Source organism: Sphingopyxis sp. (genome assembly GCF_036675685.1).
Classification (GTDB): domain Bacteria; phylum Pseudomonadota; class Alphaproteobacteria; order Sphingomonadales; family Sphingomonadaceae; genus Sphingopyxis.
In genome coordinates this window covers 43,655-60,426 of record NZ_JAKFEM010000009.1, presented here as the reverse complement: position 1 = coordinate 60,426, position 16,772 = coordinate 43,655, and the positions used below count along the sequence as shown (strand labels likewise).

General features: G+C 64.6%; 15 protein-coding genes. 3 read left to right on the top strand and 12 right to left on the bottom strand.

The window, feature by feature from the left end:
* Positions 1-113: 113 nt before the first annotated feature.
* A complete protein-coding gene (locus V6M50_RS04950) occupies positions 114-1,049 on the top strand; it encodes an AraC family transcriptional regulator (protein ID WP_332817440.1) in 936 nt (311 codons plus the stop codon).
* On the opposite strand, the gene V6M50_RS04945 is transcribed toward V6M50_RS04950, so the two are convergent.
* From V6M50_RS04945 to V6M50_RS04915, 7 genes are all read right to left on the bottom strand, one after another.
* Positions 1,030-2,304 (bottom strand): MFS transporter, encoded by a 1,275-nt coding sequence (locus V6M50_RS04945; protein WP_332817439.1) that lies wholly within the window; start codon positions 2,302-2,304, stop codon positions 1,030-1,032. The genes V6M50_RS04950 and V6M50_RS04945 overlap by 20 nt on opposite strands.
* A complete protein-coding gene (locus V6M50_RS04940) occupies positions 2,301-3,296 on the bottom strand; it encodes a 3-hydroxyacyl-CoA dehydrogenase NAD-binding domain-containing protein (RefSeq protein WP_332817438.1) in 996 nt (331 codons plus the stop codon). Before V6M50_RS04940 ends, V6M50_RS04945 begins: the two co-directional genes overlap by 4 nt.
* Positions 3,293-4,381 (bottom strand): NAD/NADP octopine/nopaline dehydrogenase family protein, encoded by a 1,089-nt coding sequence (locus tag V6M50_RS04935; RefSeq protein WP_332817437.1) that lies wholly within the window; start codon positions 4,379-4,381, stop codon positions 3,293-3,295. The genes V6M50_RS04940 and V6M50_RS04935 overlap by 4 nt, the downstream gene beginning before the upstream one ends.
* Positions 4,382-4,434: 53 nt before the next feature.
* Positions 4,435-6,030, bottom strand: coding sequence for a fatty acyl-CoA synthetase (locus V6M50_RS04930; protein WP_332817436.1), 1,596 nt, complete (start codon positions 6,028-6,030; stop codon positions 4,435-4,437).
* 97 nt (positions 6,031-6,127) lie between these two features.
* Complete coding sequence (locus tag V6M50_RS04925; RefSeq protein WP_332817435.1) at positions 6,128-7,354, bottom strand: amidohydrolase family protein; 1,227 nt, start codon at positions 7,352-7,354, stop codon at positions 6,128-6,130.
* 56 nt (positions 7,355-7,410) lie between these two features.
* Positions 7,411-7,893, bottom strand: coding sequence for an aromatic-ring-hydroxylating dioxygenase subunit beta (locus V6M50_RS04920; RefSeq protein WP_332817434.1), 483 nt, complete (start codon positions 7,891-7,893; stop codon positions 7,411-7,413).
* 2 nt (positions 7,894-7,895) lie between these two features.
* Positions 7,896-9,155, bottom strand: coding sequence for an aromatic ring-hydroxylating oxygenase subunit alpha (locus V6M50_RS04915; protein ID WP_332817433.1), 1,260 nt, complete (start codon positions 9,153-9,155; stop codon positions 7,896-7,898).
* 241 nt (positions 9,156-9,396) lie between these two features.
* On the opposite strand from V6M50_RS04915, the gene V6M50_RS04910 reads away from it, so the two are divergent.
* Positions 9,397-10,527, top strand: coding sequence for a flavin-dependent monooxygenase (locus V6M50_RS04910; RefSeq protein ID WP_332817432.1), 1,131 nt, complete (start codon positions 9,397-9,399; stop codon positions 10,525-10,527).
* 18 nt (positions 10,528-10,545) lie between these two features.
* Here the strand turns inward: V6M50_RS04910 and V6M50_RS04905 are convergent, their stop codons facing one another.
* The 5 genes from V6M50_RS04905 to V6M50_RS04885 all read right to left on the bottom strand — a co-directional run bounded on the left by V6M50_RS04905 (position 10,546) and on the right by V6M50_RS04885 (position 15,952).
* Positions 10,546-11,385 (bottom strand): alpha/beta fold hydrolase, encoded by an 840-nt coding sequence (locus V6M50_RS04905; protein WP_332817431.1) that lies wholly within the window; start codon positions 11,383-11,385, stop codon positions 10,546-10,548.
* Between the two features lie 125 nt (positions 11,386-11,510).
* The gene (locus V6M50_RS04900) at positions 11,511-12,464 is read right to left on the bottom strand and encodes a zinc-dependent alcohol dehydrogenase family protein (RefSeq protein ID WP_332817430.1); all 954 of its coding nucleotides are present in this window, start codon (positions 12,462-12,464) and stop codon (positions 11,511-11,513) included.
* 49 nt (positions 12,465-12,513) lie between these two features.
* Positions 12,514-14,112, bottom strand: a complete 1,599-nt coding sequence (locus V6M50_RS04895; protein ID WP_332817429.1) for an ATP-dependent acyl-CoA ligase — start codon at positions 14,110-14,112, stop codon at positions 12,514-12,516.
* Entirely contained in the window at positions 14,109-14,723 is a 615-nt protein-coding gene (locus V6M50_RS04890; protein WP_332817428.1) for a Zn-ribbon domain-containing OB-fold protein, read from the bottom strand. The genes V6M50_RS04895 and V6M50_RS04890 overlap by 4 nt, the downstream gene beginning before the upstream one ends.
* Positions 14,720-15,952, bottom strand: coding sequence for a thiolase family protein (locus V6M50_RS04885; RefSeq protein ID WP_332817427.1), 1,233 nt, complete (start codon positions 15,950-15,952; stop codon positions 14,720-14,722). Before V6M50_RS04885 ends, V6M50_RS04890 begins: the two co-directional genes overlap by 4 nt.
* Here V6M50_RS04885 and V6M50_RS04880 point away from each other — a divergent pair.
* Entirely contained in the window at positions 15,952-16,581 is a 630-nt protein-coding gene (locus V6M50_RS04880; protein WP_332817426.1) for a V4R domain-containing protein, read from the top strand. The genes V6M50_RS04885 and V6M50_RS04880 overlap by 1 nt on opposite strands.
* The last annotated feature ends 191 nt before the right edge of the window (positions 16,582-16,772 follow it).

The following is a 16,772-nucleotide window of genomic DNA, read 5'->3' as shown; positions in this document are numbered from 1 at the left end:
AAAAGATTGAAGGCGTGACTCTCCCCGCCGGGACGCCCATATTGTCTGCCATGGATGGCTTTGAGGAGATCAGCCGCGACCATTGGGACGATGGAGAGTCCGTTCATTCCATCGTGAGCTATGATCGTTGCCGCGACTATTTCGACGAAACGATGAAGGGTTTCCGTTTGCGGATCGCGATGGGCGCGTCCGACGTCGAGCTCGCCCATCGCAGCGTCAAGATGGGAAGCAGCCAGGTCGATTTTGTCCAGCTCCGCTGCGACCGGGAATTTCGCGTCGATCAGCCCGACGAGTTCGATTATTATTATCTGAAACTCATCCTTTCGGGCCGCTGCGAACTGACCATGGGCGACGAAGTCACCGTCGTCAGCGAAGGCGAAGCATCGGTCGTCAATCCGTTCGGGGCGCTCAAGGTCTTGTGGAATGGCCTTTGCGAACAGGTCATGATCCGCATGGATCGCAACGCGCTTGAACAGACTTTGTCCGAAGAACTCGATATCGAGATCAATGATCCGATCCGCTTTGCCTCCATCGCGGTGAGCGCCGAGGCGTCGCGCCCCGTTTCCGCGCTGGTCGACCTGCTCCGTCGCGATGCCGACGGCGCAAGCGTTTTTGGAACATGGCGCCTTGGACGGCAGTTTGAACGGCTCGTCCATCTCGCCGCGCTGCAATGTTTCCCGAACAATTATTCCGAACTTCTGCGGCGTGCGACATCGATGGTCGCCCCCTATTATGTGCGCAAGGCGGAGGAATATCTGCGCGAGCGTTTGCGCGAAGATGTTACGATCGAAGATCTCGCGCGGGTGACAGGCGTCAGCACGCGGTCGTTATTCTACGGTTTCCGCCGGTGGCGCGATACGACACCCATGGCCTATCTCAAGAAGCTGCGCCTCGATGTCGCGCGCGAGGCCCTGCGCAGCGCGGCGCGCACCGGTACGTCGGTCACCGACGTTGCGACAGCGGTGGGCTTCTTCCACCTCAGCCGCTTTTCGAGTGAATATAAGGCCCGTTTTGGCGAGCCGCCGTCGGTCACGCTGCGGCGGGGCTGAGCGGAGTCTCGGCAGCGCCGACACGACCGAACACAGGGTAGCGCCCCAATCCCAACAAAACGAATGGCGCCAGCAGGAAAAGCGCGGCGCTCACATAAAGCGGAACCGAATAGCTGCCGGACAGATCGTAGAGATAGCCGTATAGCAACGGCGCGGCTCCCGCCGCCACGGTAAAAGCGATCCATTGCAGGGCATATATCTGGCTATAGCTCCGCGTCCCGAAATAGCGGGTCACCATATAGGGCGCGAGATCGAACTCGGCGCCGGTCGCGATCCCGATCAGGGCGATGCAGGCCGCAGCAGCCAGATAGTCGCTGATCCCTGTTTCGAGAACCAGACAGGCCATGGCGGGCAAGGGAAGAAGGACGAGGGCGACCAGCGGCGCCCAGAAGCGATCGAGCGCGGCGCCGGTTACCAGCCGCCCCGCGATGATCGACATGCCGAGAACGCCCATGAGCGTGGCGGCGGTGGTCGCCTCAATCCCCCGCCCGATCATCATCGGCACGATGTTCGGGATCAGGCCCGAAACCGCAAAGCCGACCATCATCAGCGAAAGGGTGAGCATCCAGAAACGCACGCCTTTCATTGCCTCGACAACGGTCAGGCCTTCGAGAATTTCGGTTCGCGTGGAAGATGCGGTGCGCTCGCTTGGGTCATCGCGCGGGAGCACCCAGATCGTGACAGGCAGCGCGATCAGGAGGACCGATCCTGCGAGCATCGCATAGGCCAGCCGCCAACCGATATGTTCGATGGCGAACGCCGCCGCGGTCGGCATGATGACCGACGATACCCCGCTACCGCAAAGCGCGATCGCAAGCGCGAAGCCCCGCCCCTCGTTAAACCAGGTCACGACGCTGCGCGTCCAGGTGACCGGGCTGGTGCCAAGCCCAAGCACCGTCATGACGAACCAGCCGCCATACCAGTACCAGAGGTGGCCGGGGTTCAGCCCAAGCAGCAGCAAGGTCGCCGCCAGCCCGATTTGGGAAACAATCCCCACCTTGCGCACACCATATCGATCGGTGAGCCAGCCCCATATCGAAGCCGCGAGCAAGGTACCGGCGATGACGGAGACCATGCAACCCTGAACTTCCGCGCGCGACCATCCGAAACTTGCTTCGAGCGGACGAACAAATGCTCCGAGCGTGTAGTAGGGCAGAACGCTGACGCCGAGGCCGTAACCGACTGCGGCGCATATCAGCGCCCGCCATCCGCCCGCTTTGCTTTCGCGTGCGAAACTGGCCCAGTTGCCGCTCAAGCGGTTGGCCCTTGCGCGCAATTTGCCTTCGGGAACAAGCCCATATGGTCAACGAGATCGAGAAGGCGTTCCATCACGCCCTGCCGATAGGCGGTGAGATCGCGGTTCTCATATTCGAAAAAGCCGCGGCCCGCGTACATGCCCGTTTCGCCCCGCGCGAGCTTTTCGGCGACGATCGGCGGCGCGCGATAATGTTCGCCGTGAAGATGATCGGCCAGATAGTCCCCCGCGGCTTGTGCAATATCGAGCCCGCCCCAGTCAGAAAATTCCAGAAAGCCCAGAATGGCAAAACGAAGCGCAAAACCTATTCGCAGCGCCTGATCGATATCCGCGGCGCTCGCCACGCCTTCCTGCAACAGCCGGATGGCTTCGCCCCCCGCCAACATCTGGACCCGCGGGACGATGAAGCCTGGCGAAGCTGCGCAGCGGACCGGCGTCTTGCCGGCCCCGCGAAGCAGCGCTTCAGTGCGTTCGAGCGTCGCGGGAGATGTTCTCGATCCCGGACTGACCTCTACGAGCGGAATCAACCAGGCCGGGTTGAGGAAATGCGCATTGAGAAAGCGTTCGGGCCGATCGACGAAGGCTGCAAGATCATCGGCCATGATCGTCGAGGTGGCCGACGCGATAATCGCGTCGGGGGCCAGTTTGGCGATCGTTCGCAGCACCTCTTCCTTGGCGACCAGATTTTCGGGGACGCCCTCGATAATCAGCGACGAGACGGCAAGGGCCCCCTCAGCATCGCCTGCGCCACAAAAGGTCAGTCGGGCCGTGGCCGCCTGGGCATCCGCATCCCCAATCCGCCCGAGGCGCGCCAGCACTCCGAACCCCTGGGAGATTTCGTCGCGCACCACCGCCTCGACGCGCACAGCCTCATCGCCGGTGCGCGGCTTTAAATCGACCACCGCGACGGGATGGCCCGCCCATAGAAAGGCCTGCGCAATTCCGCGGTTGATGCGGCCCGGGCCGACCACTGCGATCTGCGGCAGCGTCACCGGCGATATCCCTCGCGGACAAGCGACCGCAAATCGGCGGCGCCAAGAGCGCCGATGCCCAGCCTGTCCGTCGTGCGGCCCTGTGCCCGTATATCCTCGCCCACGACTGCCCCGGCGAGCGCGAGCAGACCATCTGCGACCGGCATGGCGACCCCCGCGGCCGCGCCAAGCGATGCGATCAGAACCAGTCCGAGCTGGATATCCTCGCGCATATAACGATGATCCTGCAGGTCGAGTTTCTCCGACCAGTCGCCGCTCGCCGTCAGACGATCATGCGCCAGATCGCCGTACATCGACGTCTTGCCGCCGACGCCATAATGATCGGCCAGCCGCCAATGTGGTTCTTCATACCCCAGCGCTTCCCTGGCAGCGATCCGCTCGGCATCAAGCGCATCCTGCACGGCGCGCGTGGAAGGCTGCGTTCCTTCCTTGTGAATATCCCAGCGATCGCAATGCTCGATTGGGCCCGCATTCATCAGGATCAGCGGAGGATGGATCATCGGCCCGCCGTTTAGCAGCGCGACATCGAGGACATCCTGGGCGGGCACCGCCTCGGGCAGAACCTGCCGGATCACCGGCATGGCGGCCTCGGTCGCGCTCGCCGGGAACACGCCGGTCGGGAGGATGGTCGTCCGCGTCGTGATGGAGACGGTCGCTGGTCCATGCTTGCGCGCCAGCCAGGGCAAGGTGGGGGTTTCGGCGATAATGATATTCGCGTCGTTTCCTGCATCGCGAAGCGCGCGCGCAAAAATCAGGCTGCCAAGACAGCCGGGCGTGAGCAGCAAGATCTGGCCGTCTTCGAGCAGCGGCGCGAGGTGCACGGCCAGATTTTCGTGCGCGGTCGCAGGCAGCGGGACCAACACCACCCGGGCGCCGCGCACCGCTTCGCCAAGATCGGTCGTGACCAGCTGCAGGCCGATCGATCGATCGCCGCGACCGTCCTTGAGCTGAAGTGCGCGCGTCTCGAGCAGCGGCCCCAGCGCTGCCGCATCGCGGCGCCACAATCGGATATCGTGACCTGCCTCGGACAGGTCGGCTGCGGCGGCATAGGCTCCATGACCACCACCAATGACTGCAATTTCCACAAGCTCTCCAATCCGCTGACGGGGGCCAGCCTATGCGGCCCCCCCTGCCGGCGCTAGCTTGCGGGCGCAGCCTTTTCGTCAGGGCTGCATTGCGCGTCCGAATCCGCGGTGAATTGCGCGCGCAGTTCGCGCTTCAAGACCTTGCCCGATGCATTGCGGGGAAGCTCGTCGACGAACAGGACCCGCTTTGGCACCTTATGGGCCGCGAGCCCCCCGCGAGCATGATCGATCAGGGTGCCCGGATCGACCTCCATGCCCGCGCGTAGCACCACAACCGCCGTCACCGCTTCGATCCACTTGGGGTCAGGCAGACCGATAACGGCCACTTCCTGCACGGCGGGATGGGTGAACAGCGCATCCTCGACCTCGCGTCCCGCGACGAGAACGCCGCCCGTGTTGATCACGTCGCGCACACGGTCGACGATATAGATATACCCCGCATCGTCCATCACGCCCACATCGCCCGAATGAAACCAGCCGCCCTGGAATACGGCTTCGGTCTCTTCGGGCTTTTCCCAATAGCCTATGAGCAATTGCGGCGAACGATGGACGATCTCGCCGCGCTCTCCAGCCGCGACGTCGCGCATGTCGGCATCGACGATGCGGGTTTCGACGTGCAGCACGGGCCGCCCGGCCGAGGTCGGGCGGTCGCGATGTTCTGCGGGCGTCAGCACGGTCGCGACCGGTCCGATCTCGCTTTGGCCATAGACATTATAGGGACCCGCATTGGGCAGTCGTTCGCGTATCTCGGCGAGCACCGGGCCGGGCATGATCGACGCCCCATAATAGAGCTTGGTGAGCGAGCCGAGATCGTGCCGCTCGAACGCCGGATCGCGCAAGAGGCTGATCCAGACCGTCGGCGGCGCGAAGAAGGACGTGATACGGTGCTCCTCGATCATGCGCAGCACGACCCCCGGCGCCGGCGCATCGATCAGCCAAGTTGTCGCCCCGGCGATCAGCTGGGGCATGGTGAAAGCATGCATCTGCGCCGTGTGATACAGCGGAAGCGCCGCGAGGCAGCGGTCGCTCTCGTCATAATCGAGGTCGTGAATGCAGGACGCATATTCGGCGAGCACCGCCCGGTTGATCATCATCGCACCCTTGGGCGCCGACGTCGTGCCGGAGGTATATTGAATCTGCGCGAGGTCGCCGCCATCGATCGACACCTGCGGAGGCATCCCCACTCCGTCGCGCGCCGCCGCCAGAATGTCGAAGCTGCTCCCTCCGGTAAAGCTGCCGATCAGGTCGAGCCCGGCCGCGGCGGAGAGCTGCGCGAGGGCATCCATCCCTGCAGCATCGCAGAGCGCCGCGCGGGCACCGGCCTGTTCGATGATATAGGATAGTTCGTCCCCCGACAGGCCGAAATTGACCGGCACATGCACGAGACCCGCGCGGCAGCAGCCAAGCCAGGCAAGCAGATAGGCGTCGGAATTGCGGCCAAAGGCGGCGACGCGGTCGCCCGGGCGGAGGCCGGCGGCGAGGAGTGCCCGGCCGACATTGCTGGCGCCCCGGTCGAGCTCGTCGAACGTCCATGTCCGGGTTTCGAAAAAAAGCGCCGGCCGATCGCGATATTTTCGCGCCGCACGCGCCAAGGCTGCGCCGACCGTGTCGGCCGATGGCGGGAGCGATGCCTCTCCATTCTTTGTCATGGCATCATCGATAGTCGCGGCGGCGACTGCTGACTATCCGCCTGGCGAACCCGCTTGATGAAATATGCATCGGTCGAAGAGGGCCTGCACAAGATGGCTAGTGCGGGCGATAGCTGACGATTTTTCCGTCGCGAACGATCAGTCCCATGCGGTCATGCTGTTCGAGCACCGAAATATCTTTGAGGGGGTTGCCATGCACTGCGACCAGATCGGCGAACGCGCCCGGCGCGACCGTGCCCAGCCGCCCGTCCATCCGAAGCAGCGCGGCGTTGACCGAGGTAGCTTGCCTCAGGACTTCCAACGGCGTGCAGACGCGCGTGCGCAGGGTGAATTCATGGGACTGCATCGCCATGACCGGCCCAAGCACATCGGTCCCGAACCCGATCCTCGCCTTGGCCTGGCGGAGCAGGTCGAGCGAGGCATATGCGGCATCGCCGAGTTCGCGGGCCTTGGCGATCATCACAGCGGGCATACCTGCCGCTTCGGCATGGATACGCATTCCTTCGCCGATCGCGAAGGTCGGCACGGCAAAGGCGTCATGCTCGACAAGCGCGCGCACGCCGTCCGCTTCCATCAACGTCGCATGTTCGATCGACCGCACGCCAGCCCGGATGCAACGCAGCGCAGCCTCGTTAGTGTGACAATGCGCCATGACATAGGCTCTTTTCGAGGCCGCCTCCTCGACCGCTACGCGGATCTCCTCGTCGTTGAACTGGTTCATCCAGATCGGGTCGACGGGCGAGAGGACACCGCCGGAGACGAACAATTTGATCTGGCTGGCACCCTTGCGAAGCTGGTCGCGCACCGCCCGGCGCATCTCGTCCGCGCCGTCAACCAGCATGGCCAGCGCGCTGCTTCGATGACAGGTGCAGGCCTCATGATGTTCGGGCGAACGAAAATCGCCATGACCGCCGGTCTGACTGAGCGCCAGCCCGGGGTAGAAAAACCGGGGGCCGTCGATCAGCCCCGATTTCAATGCCAATGCGAGGTCGATATCGCCGCCCGCGGCGTCGCGAACCGTCGTGAAACCACGCCGCAGCGCTGCTTCCAAAATACGCTTTGCATGAAGCCCGCGGCGCACGGGCGAGACGCGGTCGATCGCGCCCAGGTCAAGTTCGAAACCATAAGCGTGAAAATGCGCGTCGATGAACCCGGGCAGGAGCGTCTGTCCCTGCAGGTCCATCCGGTCGGCATTCTGCGGCATCGAGCCTATATCGCCGATGTCGCGGATGACCTCATCCTCGATCAGCAGCGCCTGCCCCTCGATCAGTTCCTCGGAACGACCGTCGAATATGCGCATATTGTGGAGAAGCAACTGGGCCAACTCTTCAGGTCTTTCAATGAACCGCGGATCGCCTTGCGACCCGACGTTGGAACCACCTAGACAGGCAGCACGAAGAGCGTTCGGACGGCCAGCGTGTCATAGACGATCGTGCGTTCGCGCAGCAGCAACCGGTCGATCTCGCGCTGAAAGCGATCGTAGCAGCGACCAGCTTGATAAACGAAACTTTCGCCGTCCTGCCGAGTCTGGAGCACCGCATAGTTGCTCGCCGCGACAATGGCGTCTTCCGAAGATTCGACGATTCGCGTCGCGCTGATCAAATGGCGGTTCCAGTGATCGGGATAGATATTGGCTTCGCGATAGGCCGTGACCCGGTCCTTCATCTGCCGCCGGTTGCGGCACAGAAACATCGGTGCGGGTAGGCCCGCGTCCCAGTTTTCGCGGGCCCACAGCCCATATTGACCATTCTCGACAAAGAAGTCGGGCCATTCTTCTAGGCGCAGCTCGTTGAGACAGGCGACATAGTCGGCGTGAAATTCCTCGACCAGGAGGCGATCGTGAAGGCGCGGTGCAAGCGACACTGTCAATCCTCCATGATGCCGCGATAACCGCGCCAGAAAGCCCGCAGCAACTCTTCGGTGATCAGCGACTTGTGGCCTTCGGGCGCGCCCTCGCCCATCAACATCATCGAGGAGGCATCGGTCCCCACTGGCGAAACGGCGGCTTGGACAAGTTCCGTCGCCTCGCCATCCTCCATCGAAATATAGCCCGCTGGCCCGATCAGATTGGCCTGGAGCAATCGCATGTCGCGCAATTCCTCATCGTCATCCTCGTAGCCGAAGAGGTGGAAGACGAGTTCGAACTCGCCCGGCGACTTGGGGATGATCTGGCGGGCCGCCAGCGAGTTGTGAATCTGCTGCACGACCAGCGACGGAAAGATCGACTGGATCTGGTTGGTCACCGGAAGCTCGAATTCCTCGCGCATCCGGATGACTTCGGGATCCTGCAATTTGGCATCGTCGCGGAATGTCGTGACCCGGTTTTCCTGATAGATCGACGTATCATCGCTCTTTTCGGTTTTGACCGCGACGATCGCCGAATGCAGACCGGTGCGCTCATCGAGCGCGCTCGCCACGTCCATGTTCGGCCGACCGATGTTGAAGCTGTTGTGGAAGAGGTGGAGAAGGTGCCCGTGATAGGGGTCTTTCACATTCTCGAAATAGAGCTTCCAGTTGGATTTCATCCGCTGGCGCAGCGTGCCGAGGAATATGACGGGCTTGTGGAACACGCGGTCGAGCCACGGCAGCATGTCGGGACCGAGATATTCTGCCAGCGGCGGCGTATCGTCGCGAAAGGTGCCGAAGATCAGCGCGCCATGGTTTTCGACCCGGATCGGCGGCAGGCGGTGCTCCCCCATGTCAAAGCCGTCGGGCATTCCGCTCATGCCTTTTAGCCCCTTGCGGAAGGGAACGCCGAGCAGTTTACCGTCCAGGCCATATTGCCACTGGTGATAGACGCAGGTGAAGTTTCGCACCTTGCCGCGATTGTGCCGACACACTTTCGCGCCGCGATGGATGCAGCGGTTCACCCAGGCCGCGGCTTGCCCGTTCTTTTCGCGCACGAGAACGACGGGCGTATCGCCGATGTAGGTTGATTTGAAATCCCCCGCTTCGGGAATTTCGGCGCTGAGGCCGAGGAAGGACCAGGTACGGCCACGAAAGATCCGCTCCTGTTCGCGGTCGAACACCGCCTGATCGGTGAACACGCTGTAGGGCACCGCCGTGCCGCCCGCATTGGGCCATTGGCGGTCTGCCGCCGCAACATTTTCCATCGTCGCACTCATGTCCTGCTCCCGGCCTGCTTCCGCTCTGGCTAGGCAGGAAAATCCCGGCGTCCTATCGTCATGCGGCAAGATATGGACGCAGAGCGCAATCATCTCGGCAGCCCTGCTGTCCCGGATCAGCCCAAAGCGCCGTCACACCCCGTGCATTTGCTTGCGGTACTGAAACAATGGCTTCCCTCATTGCGATGCAGGCCGGCCTCCGATCGTCTTTTCTTGGTGCGGGCTTGTTGGAAGAGAGAATATGATGCTCGCCGCAATCATCGATGCACATGTCAAGGTCTGGCAGGAGACCGGGACCGGGGCGCTTGAGGCATTTCTTGCGACGCTCCGCATGCGCCGGGACGAAATTGAGGCGCTTTGCCGCCTGCCCGACGATATTGCGGCGTCGATGAAGGATCTCGGCCTCTATCGCGCGCTCGCCCCGCGCGCGCTAGGGGGCGACGAGCGCAGTCCAGCCGACTTTCTGCGGCTGGTCGAAAGCCTATCGGCGGCCGACGGCTCGGTCGGCTGGGTCGCCAGCTTTGCCGGCGCCGTCGTCTATCTCGCCGGCCTGCCGCCGCACCGGTTCGAACAATTTTATGCCGATGGCCCCGACGTCGCCTTTGCGGCCGGCCTGTTCCCGGTCCAGCCGGTGCGACGGCAAGGCGACAAGCTCATCCTCAGCGGGCGCTGGAAATTCGCGAGCGGATGCTCGGGGGCGGACTGGCTTGGCGCGGGGATCGTCATCGATGACGAAGGCCAGTCGGCCAAGCCGCGCGTGATCATTTTCCCGCGTGCCCAAGCGCAGTTGATCGCGGACTGGAAAGTCCTCGGGCTTGCCGGCACCGGCAGCTACGACCTGGTGTTGACGGATGTCGCGATCGAGGCGGACTGGTCCTTCGTGCGCGGCGGTGGGACAACACGGACCGAGCCCATTTATCATTTTCCCGTCATTCCCTTCTCGGCCCTCAACCATGCGATCGTCGGCGTCGGTTGCGCACTGGGAGCGCTGAACGAAGCGGGCGCGGCACCGGCAAGCGAACGCAGCGCGGCATCGCTCGCGGCAGCGACCGCGAGACTGCTCGCGGCGCGCGCGCTGATCTACCGTCAGACCGAGCATGTCTGGGCACATGTGCAAAGCGGCCAGCCGGTTCCGGCGCGGGATCAAGGACTGCTGCGCATGGCCGCAAAGAGCGCGGCCGAGGCTGCGATCGCGGCGTGCCACGCCGCGCTTGCGGCCACCGACCCCGATGATGCCGCCGCGCGCAAAAATGTGTCGCGGCATTTGCGCGATGCTCTGGTGGTGGGCCAGCACGCCTTCCTGTCGCCCGCCGTTTACGAACAGGCGGGGCAGCTTCTCCTCGGCGGCCCTGCGCCGCCCGGTTTCATCTGACCCCGCGCGAGCTGGCGCCTAGCGGTCCAGAAATTTGAGGCAGGCCTGGTTGAAGAGTTCCGGTTCCTCGATCATGAACCAGTGGCCCGCGCGGTTCGAGGTGATGAGGTGCACGTCGGGCACATGGTCGAGCAATATCTGTGCGTGGCGATAGGGAATGAACTTGTCGCGATAGCCCCACAGCGCCAGCATCGGCGCTACAAGTTCGCCCAGGCGCGGCGTGGTGACGGTCCCGCCCATCGTCGTATAGACTTCAACCGGCTGCTGCCGCGCGATCTCGAGGCGTTCGGACAGGACCGTGTCGGAGATGTCGGCCCGTTCGTTCATGAAGAGATTGAACAGGTTCCGCATCGACGCGATGCTGAAGTCGCGCTCGGTCGGGATACGGAAGAGTTCGCGCAGCCCTTCCATCTCGGGGACAAATTTTTCGGGCGATTCGAGCCCGCCCGGCGCCATGACGATCAGCTTCGCAACCTCGGCCGGATAGTGGATGGCGTGGTGAATAGCGAACCAGCCGCCCAGCGAATTGCCGACGATCGCCAGCGTCTGCGCACCGGTATGCGAGACCAGTTCGCGCAGCAGCTCGACTTGCGCATCGACCTTATATTGGAAATCGGCCGGCTTCGACGACAGCCCATAGCCAAGATAGTCGGGCACGATGACATGATAGCCATGATCCGCAAAGACCGGGAAATTGCCCTTGAAATTCGTGTAGCCGCTCGCCCCCGGACCGCTGCCGTGGAGCATCAGCACGCTGGGCTTGCCTGCGACGGGGGTTCCTGCCTCATGATAATGAAGACGGTGCCCCTCGCGGCTGGTGAAATATTTTCCAACGGGAATCGATGTTATTTCGGTCACAATGCTCTCCAGTTCCAGGATTTGGTCCCTAGTCGGCCTATTTCGCTGCCCGGGATAGATCGCGGAAGGAAGCGGGTTTGCGCCCAGCGCAACCAAATGCACCGCTCGCGCCGACCAGCGCGGTTTCAGACCGTGAGGACGATCTTCCCCAACTGCGCGTTCGATTCCATGTAGCGATGCGCCTCGGCGGCGGAGGCCAGCGGGAAGCTTCGGTCGATACGCGGCGTCAGGGTCCCCTTTTCCAGATGATCGAGCACGAAACCGCGCCCGCGTTCCAGCCGCTCAGGCCGCCGCAGGACTTGTCCCAGCATATATCCGGTCAGGCTGATGCCCTTTGCAATCATCGCGCGCCGGTCGAACCGGGTGGGCTCGTCGGACAGGCCCCCGTAGATGAAGATGATCCCCTCCTCGCCCATGCACGGCACTAACGCTTCGGCGAAGCGGCCGGCGATGGGATCGAAGGCAATGCGAAGCCCCGCAGGGCCGGTGATGTCGCTTATCGGTCCGGCGACTGCCGAATGATCGCCAACGACGACCTCGGTTGCCCCTGCGGCCAACAGCTCGGCCACCTTGGCCGGATTGCGCGTCGTCGCGATGGGAATGGCGCCGACGGCCCGCGCGACCTCGATCGCCGCGAGGCCGACACTGCTCGACGCGGCCGAGATGAGCGCAAAATCTCCGGGAGCGAGGCGGGCCAACTCGACCAGCGCGCCCCAGGCGGTGAGCGCCGACACCCACAGCGCGGCCGCTTGCCGGTCGTCGAGCCCGCCGGGCGTTTCGATCAGGCTCGCGGCCGGGAACAGGCCCGCGGTCGCATAGGTCGCATAGGCTCCGCCTTGCAGAAAGCCGGGGAGGATGCAGACCCGCTGCCCGGCGGTAAAACGGGTGACACCCGCACCGACCGCCCGCACCACCCCGGCGCCCTCGATCCCCAATCCGCACGGCGGGCTGGGCTGCACCAGATAATGTCCCGACCGGAAGGCAACGTCGGCCCGGTTTACGCCGATCGCCCGCACGTCGACCAGCACCTCCTGCGCCGCGGGCGGCGGGCAATCGGGGCGGTCTACGAATTCAAGCACATCGGCGTCACCGATGCATTCTATTTCAATGATTTGTCGCATAATCTTCCTATCGTCTAACGATAATTCCGGCGCGCTCGCGGTCCCACGTCGAGGCGGTGACGCCGCGCTCGCGCAACCTGTATTTCTGCACCTTTCGGTTGTCGGTGCGGGGAAGGTCGGACACGAAGTCGATGAAGCGCGGGACACAGAAATAGGGCATATGCTCAGCGCAGAAGCGCACGAGCGCCTCTGCGCTCAGCGCCTCTCCCGCGGCGGGAACGATCGCCGCCATTACCTCGTCGCCGGCAAGCTCCGATGCGACCGGAAAGACCGCTGCGAGAGTCACCGCAGGATGGCGGATCAAGACCTGCTCGACCTCAAAGGACGAGATATTCTCGCCGCGCCGCCGGATGACATCCTTCAACCTGTCGACGAAACGAAAGCAGCCGTCGGCCTCGCGAATCACGCGGTCGCCGGTGTGCAGCCAGAGGTTGCGCCAGGCCTTCACCGTCTCGTCGGGCATGCCATAATAGCCGAGCGCCATGGCAAAGGGTTCGCGGGCGCGCAGCAGCAGTTCGCCCGCCTGCCCGTCGGGAAGCGGTTGATCGTCGCTATCGGCGACGAGCGCGTCGAAATCCTCGAGCAGAAAGCCCATCGTCCCCGGCCTGGGGTCGGTCGGCAACGATGCGATGACGACATTGCTTTCGGTACTTGCATAGCCTTCGGACAGCGCGATGCCCGTGCGGTGCAGAAATTCAGCATGGAGCTTCTCCGGTACGCCCGGTCCCGAGGCCAGCCGAACGCGGTGATCGCGTTCGTCGGGCGATGGGGGGCGGGACAGGAGCATCGGGACCATGGCCCCCAGCAAAGAAACGACGGTGGCGCCCGACGCGCGCACGCCTTGCCAATATCGCGACACCGAAAACCGCGGCTCGACGACCAGCGTCGCATCATGGATCAGCGCCTGCATGAAACCGCACAGCGCGTTGATGTGAAACAGCGGCAGCGTCGTATGCAGCACGTCCGCCGCCCTGATCTGGAGCGCGATGCCGCAATAGATGCCGTACCAGAAAAACTGACCATGCGGACAGATCACCCCTTTCGACAGGCCGGTCGTGCCCGATGTGAACAGGATGGCGAGCGGATCCCCGGCGGCGAGCGTGGCGGGCACGATGGCCTCGTCGCCGGCGCAAAGAGGCTCGGCGGGCCGCCCCGCGACGGTGGCGGTCTCGCAGGCACCAATAACCATCACCCCGCCAATGCCGACGGCGGCGAGATCCACCGTGTCCAGTGCCGCGAGGCCGTCGGTCTCTACGACGATCAGGCGCGGCGCTGCCGTATCGAGAATATGCTGGAGCTGAAAACCGCGCGAGGCGGTGTTGATCGGCACCGCGATGGCACCGAGCCAGGCGCACCCCAGAAAGACCTGAAAAAATTCGATCCGGTTGCCGCATATCATCGCCACCCGGTCGCCTCGTCCAACCCCCGCGGCGGCAAGGCGATGCGCGAAGCGGGCGGCTTGGTCGGCAGTCTCGGCCGCGGTCCATGCCGCCTCCTCGCACACGAGCAGAAGCCTGTCACTGGCGCCGGCCCGCCGCTGCAGCAACTGCGGTAAACTCCGGTCGGCGGGCGCGAATTGGGCGGCGAGGATCGACGGGCTCGTCACGCGGCCACCGCCTCTGGGCCGATCGTGACGGAATGCCATCGGCCACCGATCTGCGCCGCGAGAACCCATGTACCGGCGCCGGCCTCCATGTGATGCGCTATGCTATCATTCGCGAGCGCCGACGCGAGCCGGTCGGCGGCGGCCGCCGGGTCGGGGCTCGCCAGAAAACACGCCGTCCCGCGGCGAGCCGACAAACCGGGAAGCGGGAGCGCCGCATCGGCTCCGGCGACGAGAACCGCCGATCCCGCCGCGTTCAGCCGCAACGCGACCCTTGTCCTGCCGTGCGGCGCGATATCCGGCGCGAGAAAGGCAAACAGCATCGCGCCCGGTGCAAGCCGGATGAGCCCCAGGCGCAGCGGGGCGTTCATGCGGAAATAGGTCTCGATCGGCCGCTCGATCGCCGTCGCCGCGACGATCTCGCCGCCTGGGTCCACGCGCTGCCAGTCCAGATCGTCGCCGAGGCAGCCGCTGCAGATATCAGCGGGTGGATAGGACATAAGGCCGCAGCCTCGACAGACTGGAAGCGAAAACTCTTCCTCGAGCGCCGCGACAGCTAGGCGCAGCGCCGCCCTGCTGCGGGCGGCGGGCGGGAGCAGGCCCGGCGCCGTCATGTGCTGGCCAGCACAGCGGCGGCGGTGCTGAGCCCCCGGTCGTACGCGATCATGCCGAAGCCGCTGACCAGCCCCGCACGGGCGCCGCGAACCTGCCCTCCGAGCGCCGAGAAGGTCAGTTGCCGGATCGCCTCGACCAGCCCGAGGCTGCCGCCGCCAGCATCCGCCTGCCCGACCGAAAGCTGGCCGCCTGACGTGTTATGCGGGAGGGATCCGCCTATCCGCAGGTCGTGATGGCGGACGAATTCGGGGGCTTCCCCGCGCCCGCACAGGCCGAGCGCCTCGAACTGCAGCATCGATATTACCGGATAGTCGTCATAGGTCTGGACGAAATCGACATCAGCGGGCGCGACCCCCGCCGCCGCCCACAGCGCTTCGGCGTCGTGCGCGATGCCGAGGCGGTCCTGGACGGGGTCATCGGGAAAGCCATTGTGGCGCTCGAAGGCGGCGACCAGATGCGCGGCGGGCAGACCCGCGGCGCGCGCGGTATCCGCGTGCATGACCAAAAACGCCTCTGCCCCCGCGCATGGCATGACGCAATCATATAGGCCGAGCGGCGGCGCGACCGAAGGCGCTGCAAGATACGCCGCAAGGTCGAGCGGGGTCTTCATCAGCGCGTGGGGGAAGCGAAGTGCGTTGTCGCGCTGTGCGACGCACAGCTTGCCAAAATCGCTGCGCTGCGCGCCCGTCCGCCGCATATAATGGTCGGTGATCAGCGCGAAATTGCCGTTGGGACCGCCGCTTGCATAGGGGTAGACGGCGTCCTGCGACGCGGTGCTGAAATCGCGGACCACTTCCCGAAGAAGCCCGGGGCGATGGGTTCCGCCCGCGATGCAGGCGATGATGGTCGCATCGCCCGCCTCGACCGCGCGCGCCGCGCGGCGCAGCATGACGATCCCCGACGCGCCGCCCAGCGGGACCGATTCGAGCCAGCGGGTCTGGAGCCCGAACTGGCGGGTCAGCGCCACCACGGGGTCGGGAGCGAGCGAAAATGACGCCGCGGCGAGCCCGTCGATTGCACCCTTGTCGAGACCGGCGCCAACGATCAGATCGCGCAGCGCCCGACCCAGCCACCAGTGCGCCGGGCGCTGCGAGTGCCGTTCATAGGGAACGGACACCGGTGTGGTCAGCACAATATCGCGGTAGTCGGGATGCGGCACGAGTTGCTCCAGCCGGCTGAGAGGCGCTCCGGTGCGGCTCGCGTAGCAATGGCGCGGGGTACAAGCCAATGTGCGAACCGCATTGCGACGCCGCTTCTTGCGCTATCAAGACCGGCAGTGCGGTGAGCGGCAAACGGCCGCGCCCGCTCGCCCTATCCTGCCGCAAGGCATTGCAGGATGGGAAGGACATCGCCGTGGATCTGTTCAAGGACCGCCTGGCATGGGATAGCGACGCCGGGACGATAACCGACGGCCCGGCGCGCTATGTGCTGATCCGCGCCGATGCCCTCATGGGGCTGTTTCACGGTTTGGCGCCGGCCGACCGGCCAGCGGCGTTTGCTGCTTTTCAATACGCGGTCGCCCGCTTCGGCGGACGATCCGCCCGCCGTTATCATCAGTCCCGGCACGCGGGCGACCCCGATGTACTCGCCCTCGTCGCCGCCGGCGCGCCGCAGCTCGGCTGGGGCAGCTGGAGCGTCGATCGAAGCGGCGAGGCGATCGCCATCACCGTCGAGAACAGCCCATTCGCGGCGGGGTTCGGCGATGCAGGCCATGGCGTCTGCGCCCCGGTCGCCGGGATGCTGCAGGCGGCGGCATCGATCGCTTTCGGGCGGGGCATGGTCGCGCATGAGCGGTGCTGCGCCGCCGCGGGAGCCAAGGCCTGCCGCTTCGAACTCGTTCCCGTACCGGCCACCTAGCAGCGACGGGCCGCTCCATGCCATGATCCGCCTATCGATCGAGCGGGCAGCCATCTTTCCGGGAAACAACCGGAGACGTCGCCAAGACTTGCTGGAACAAAGCGTCGCCTGACCGACAAGCGGCATCCAGACTTATGGCGCTGAGGCAATAGTTGCTGCGATCAACGGCTAGCGGAAGGCCGCGCGCGCCG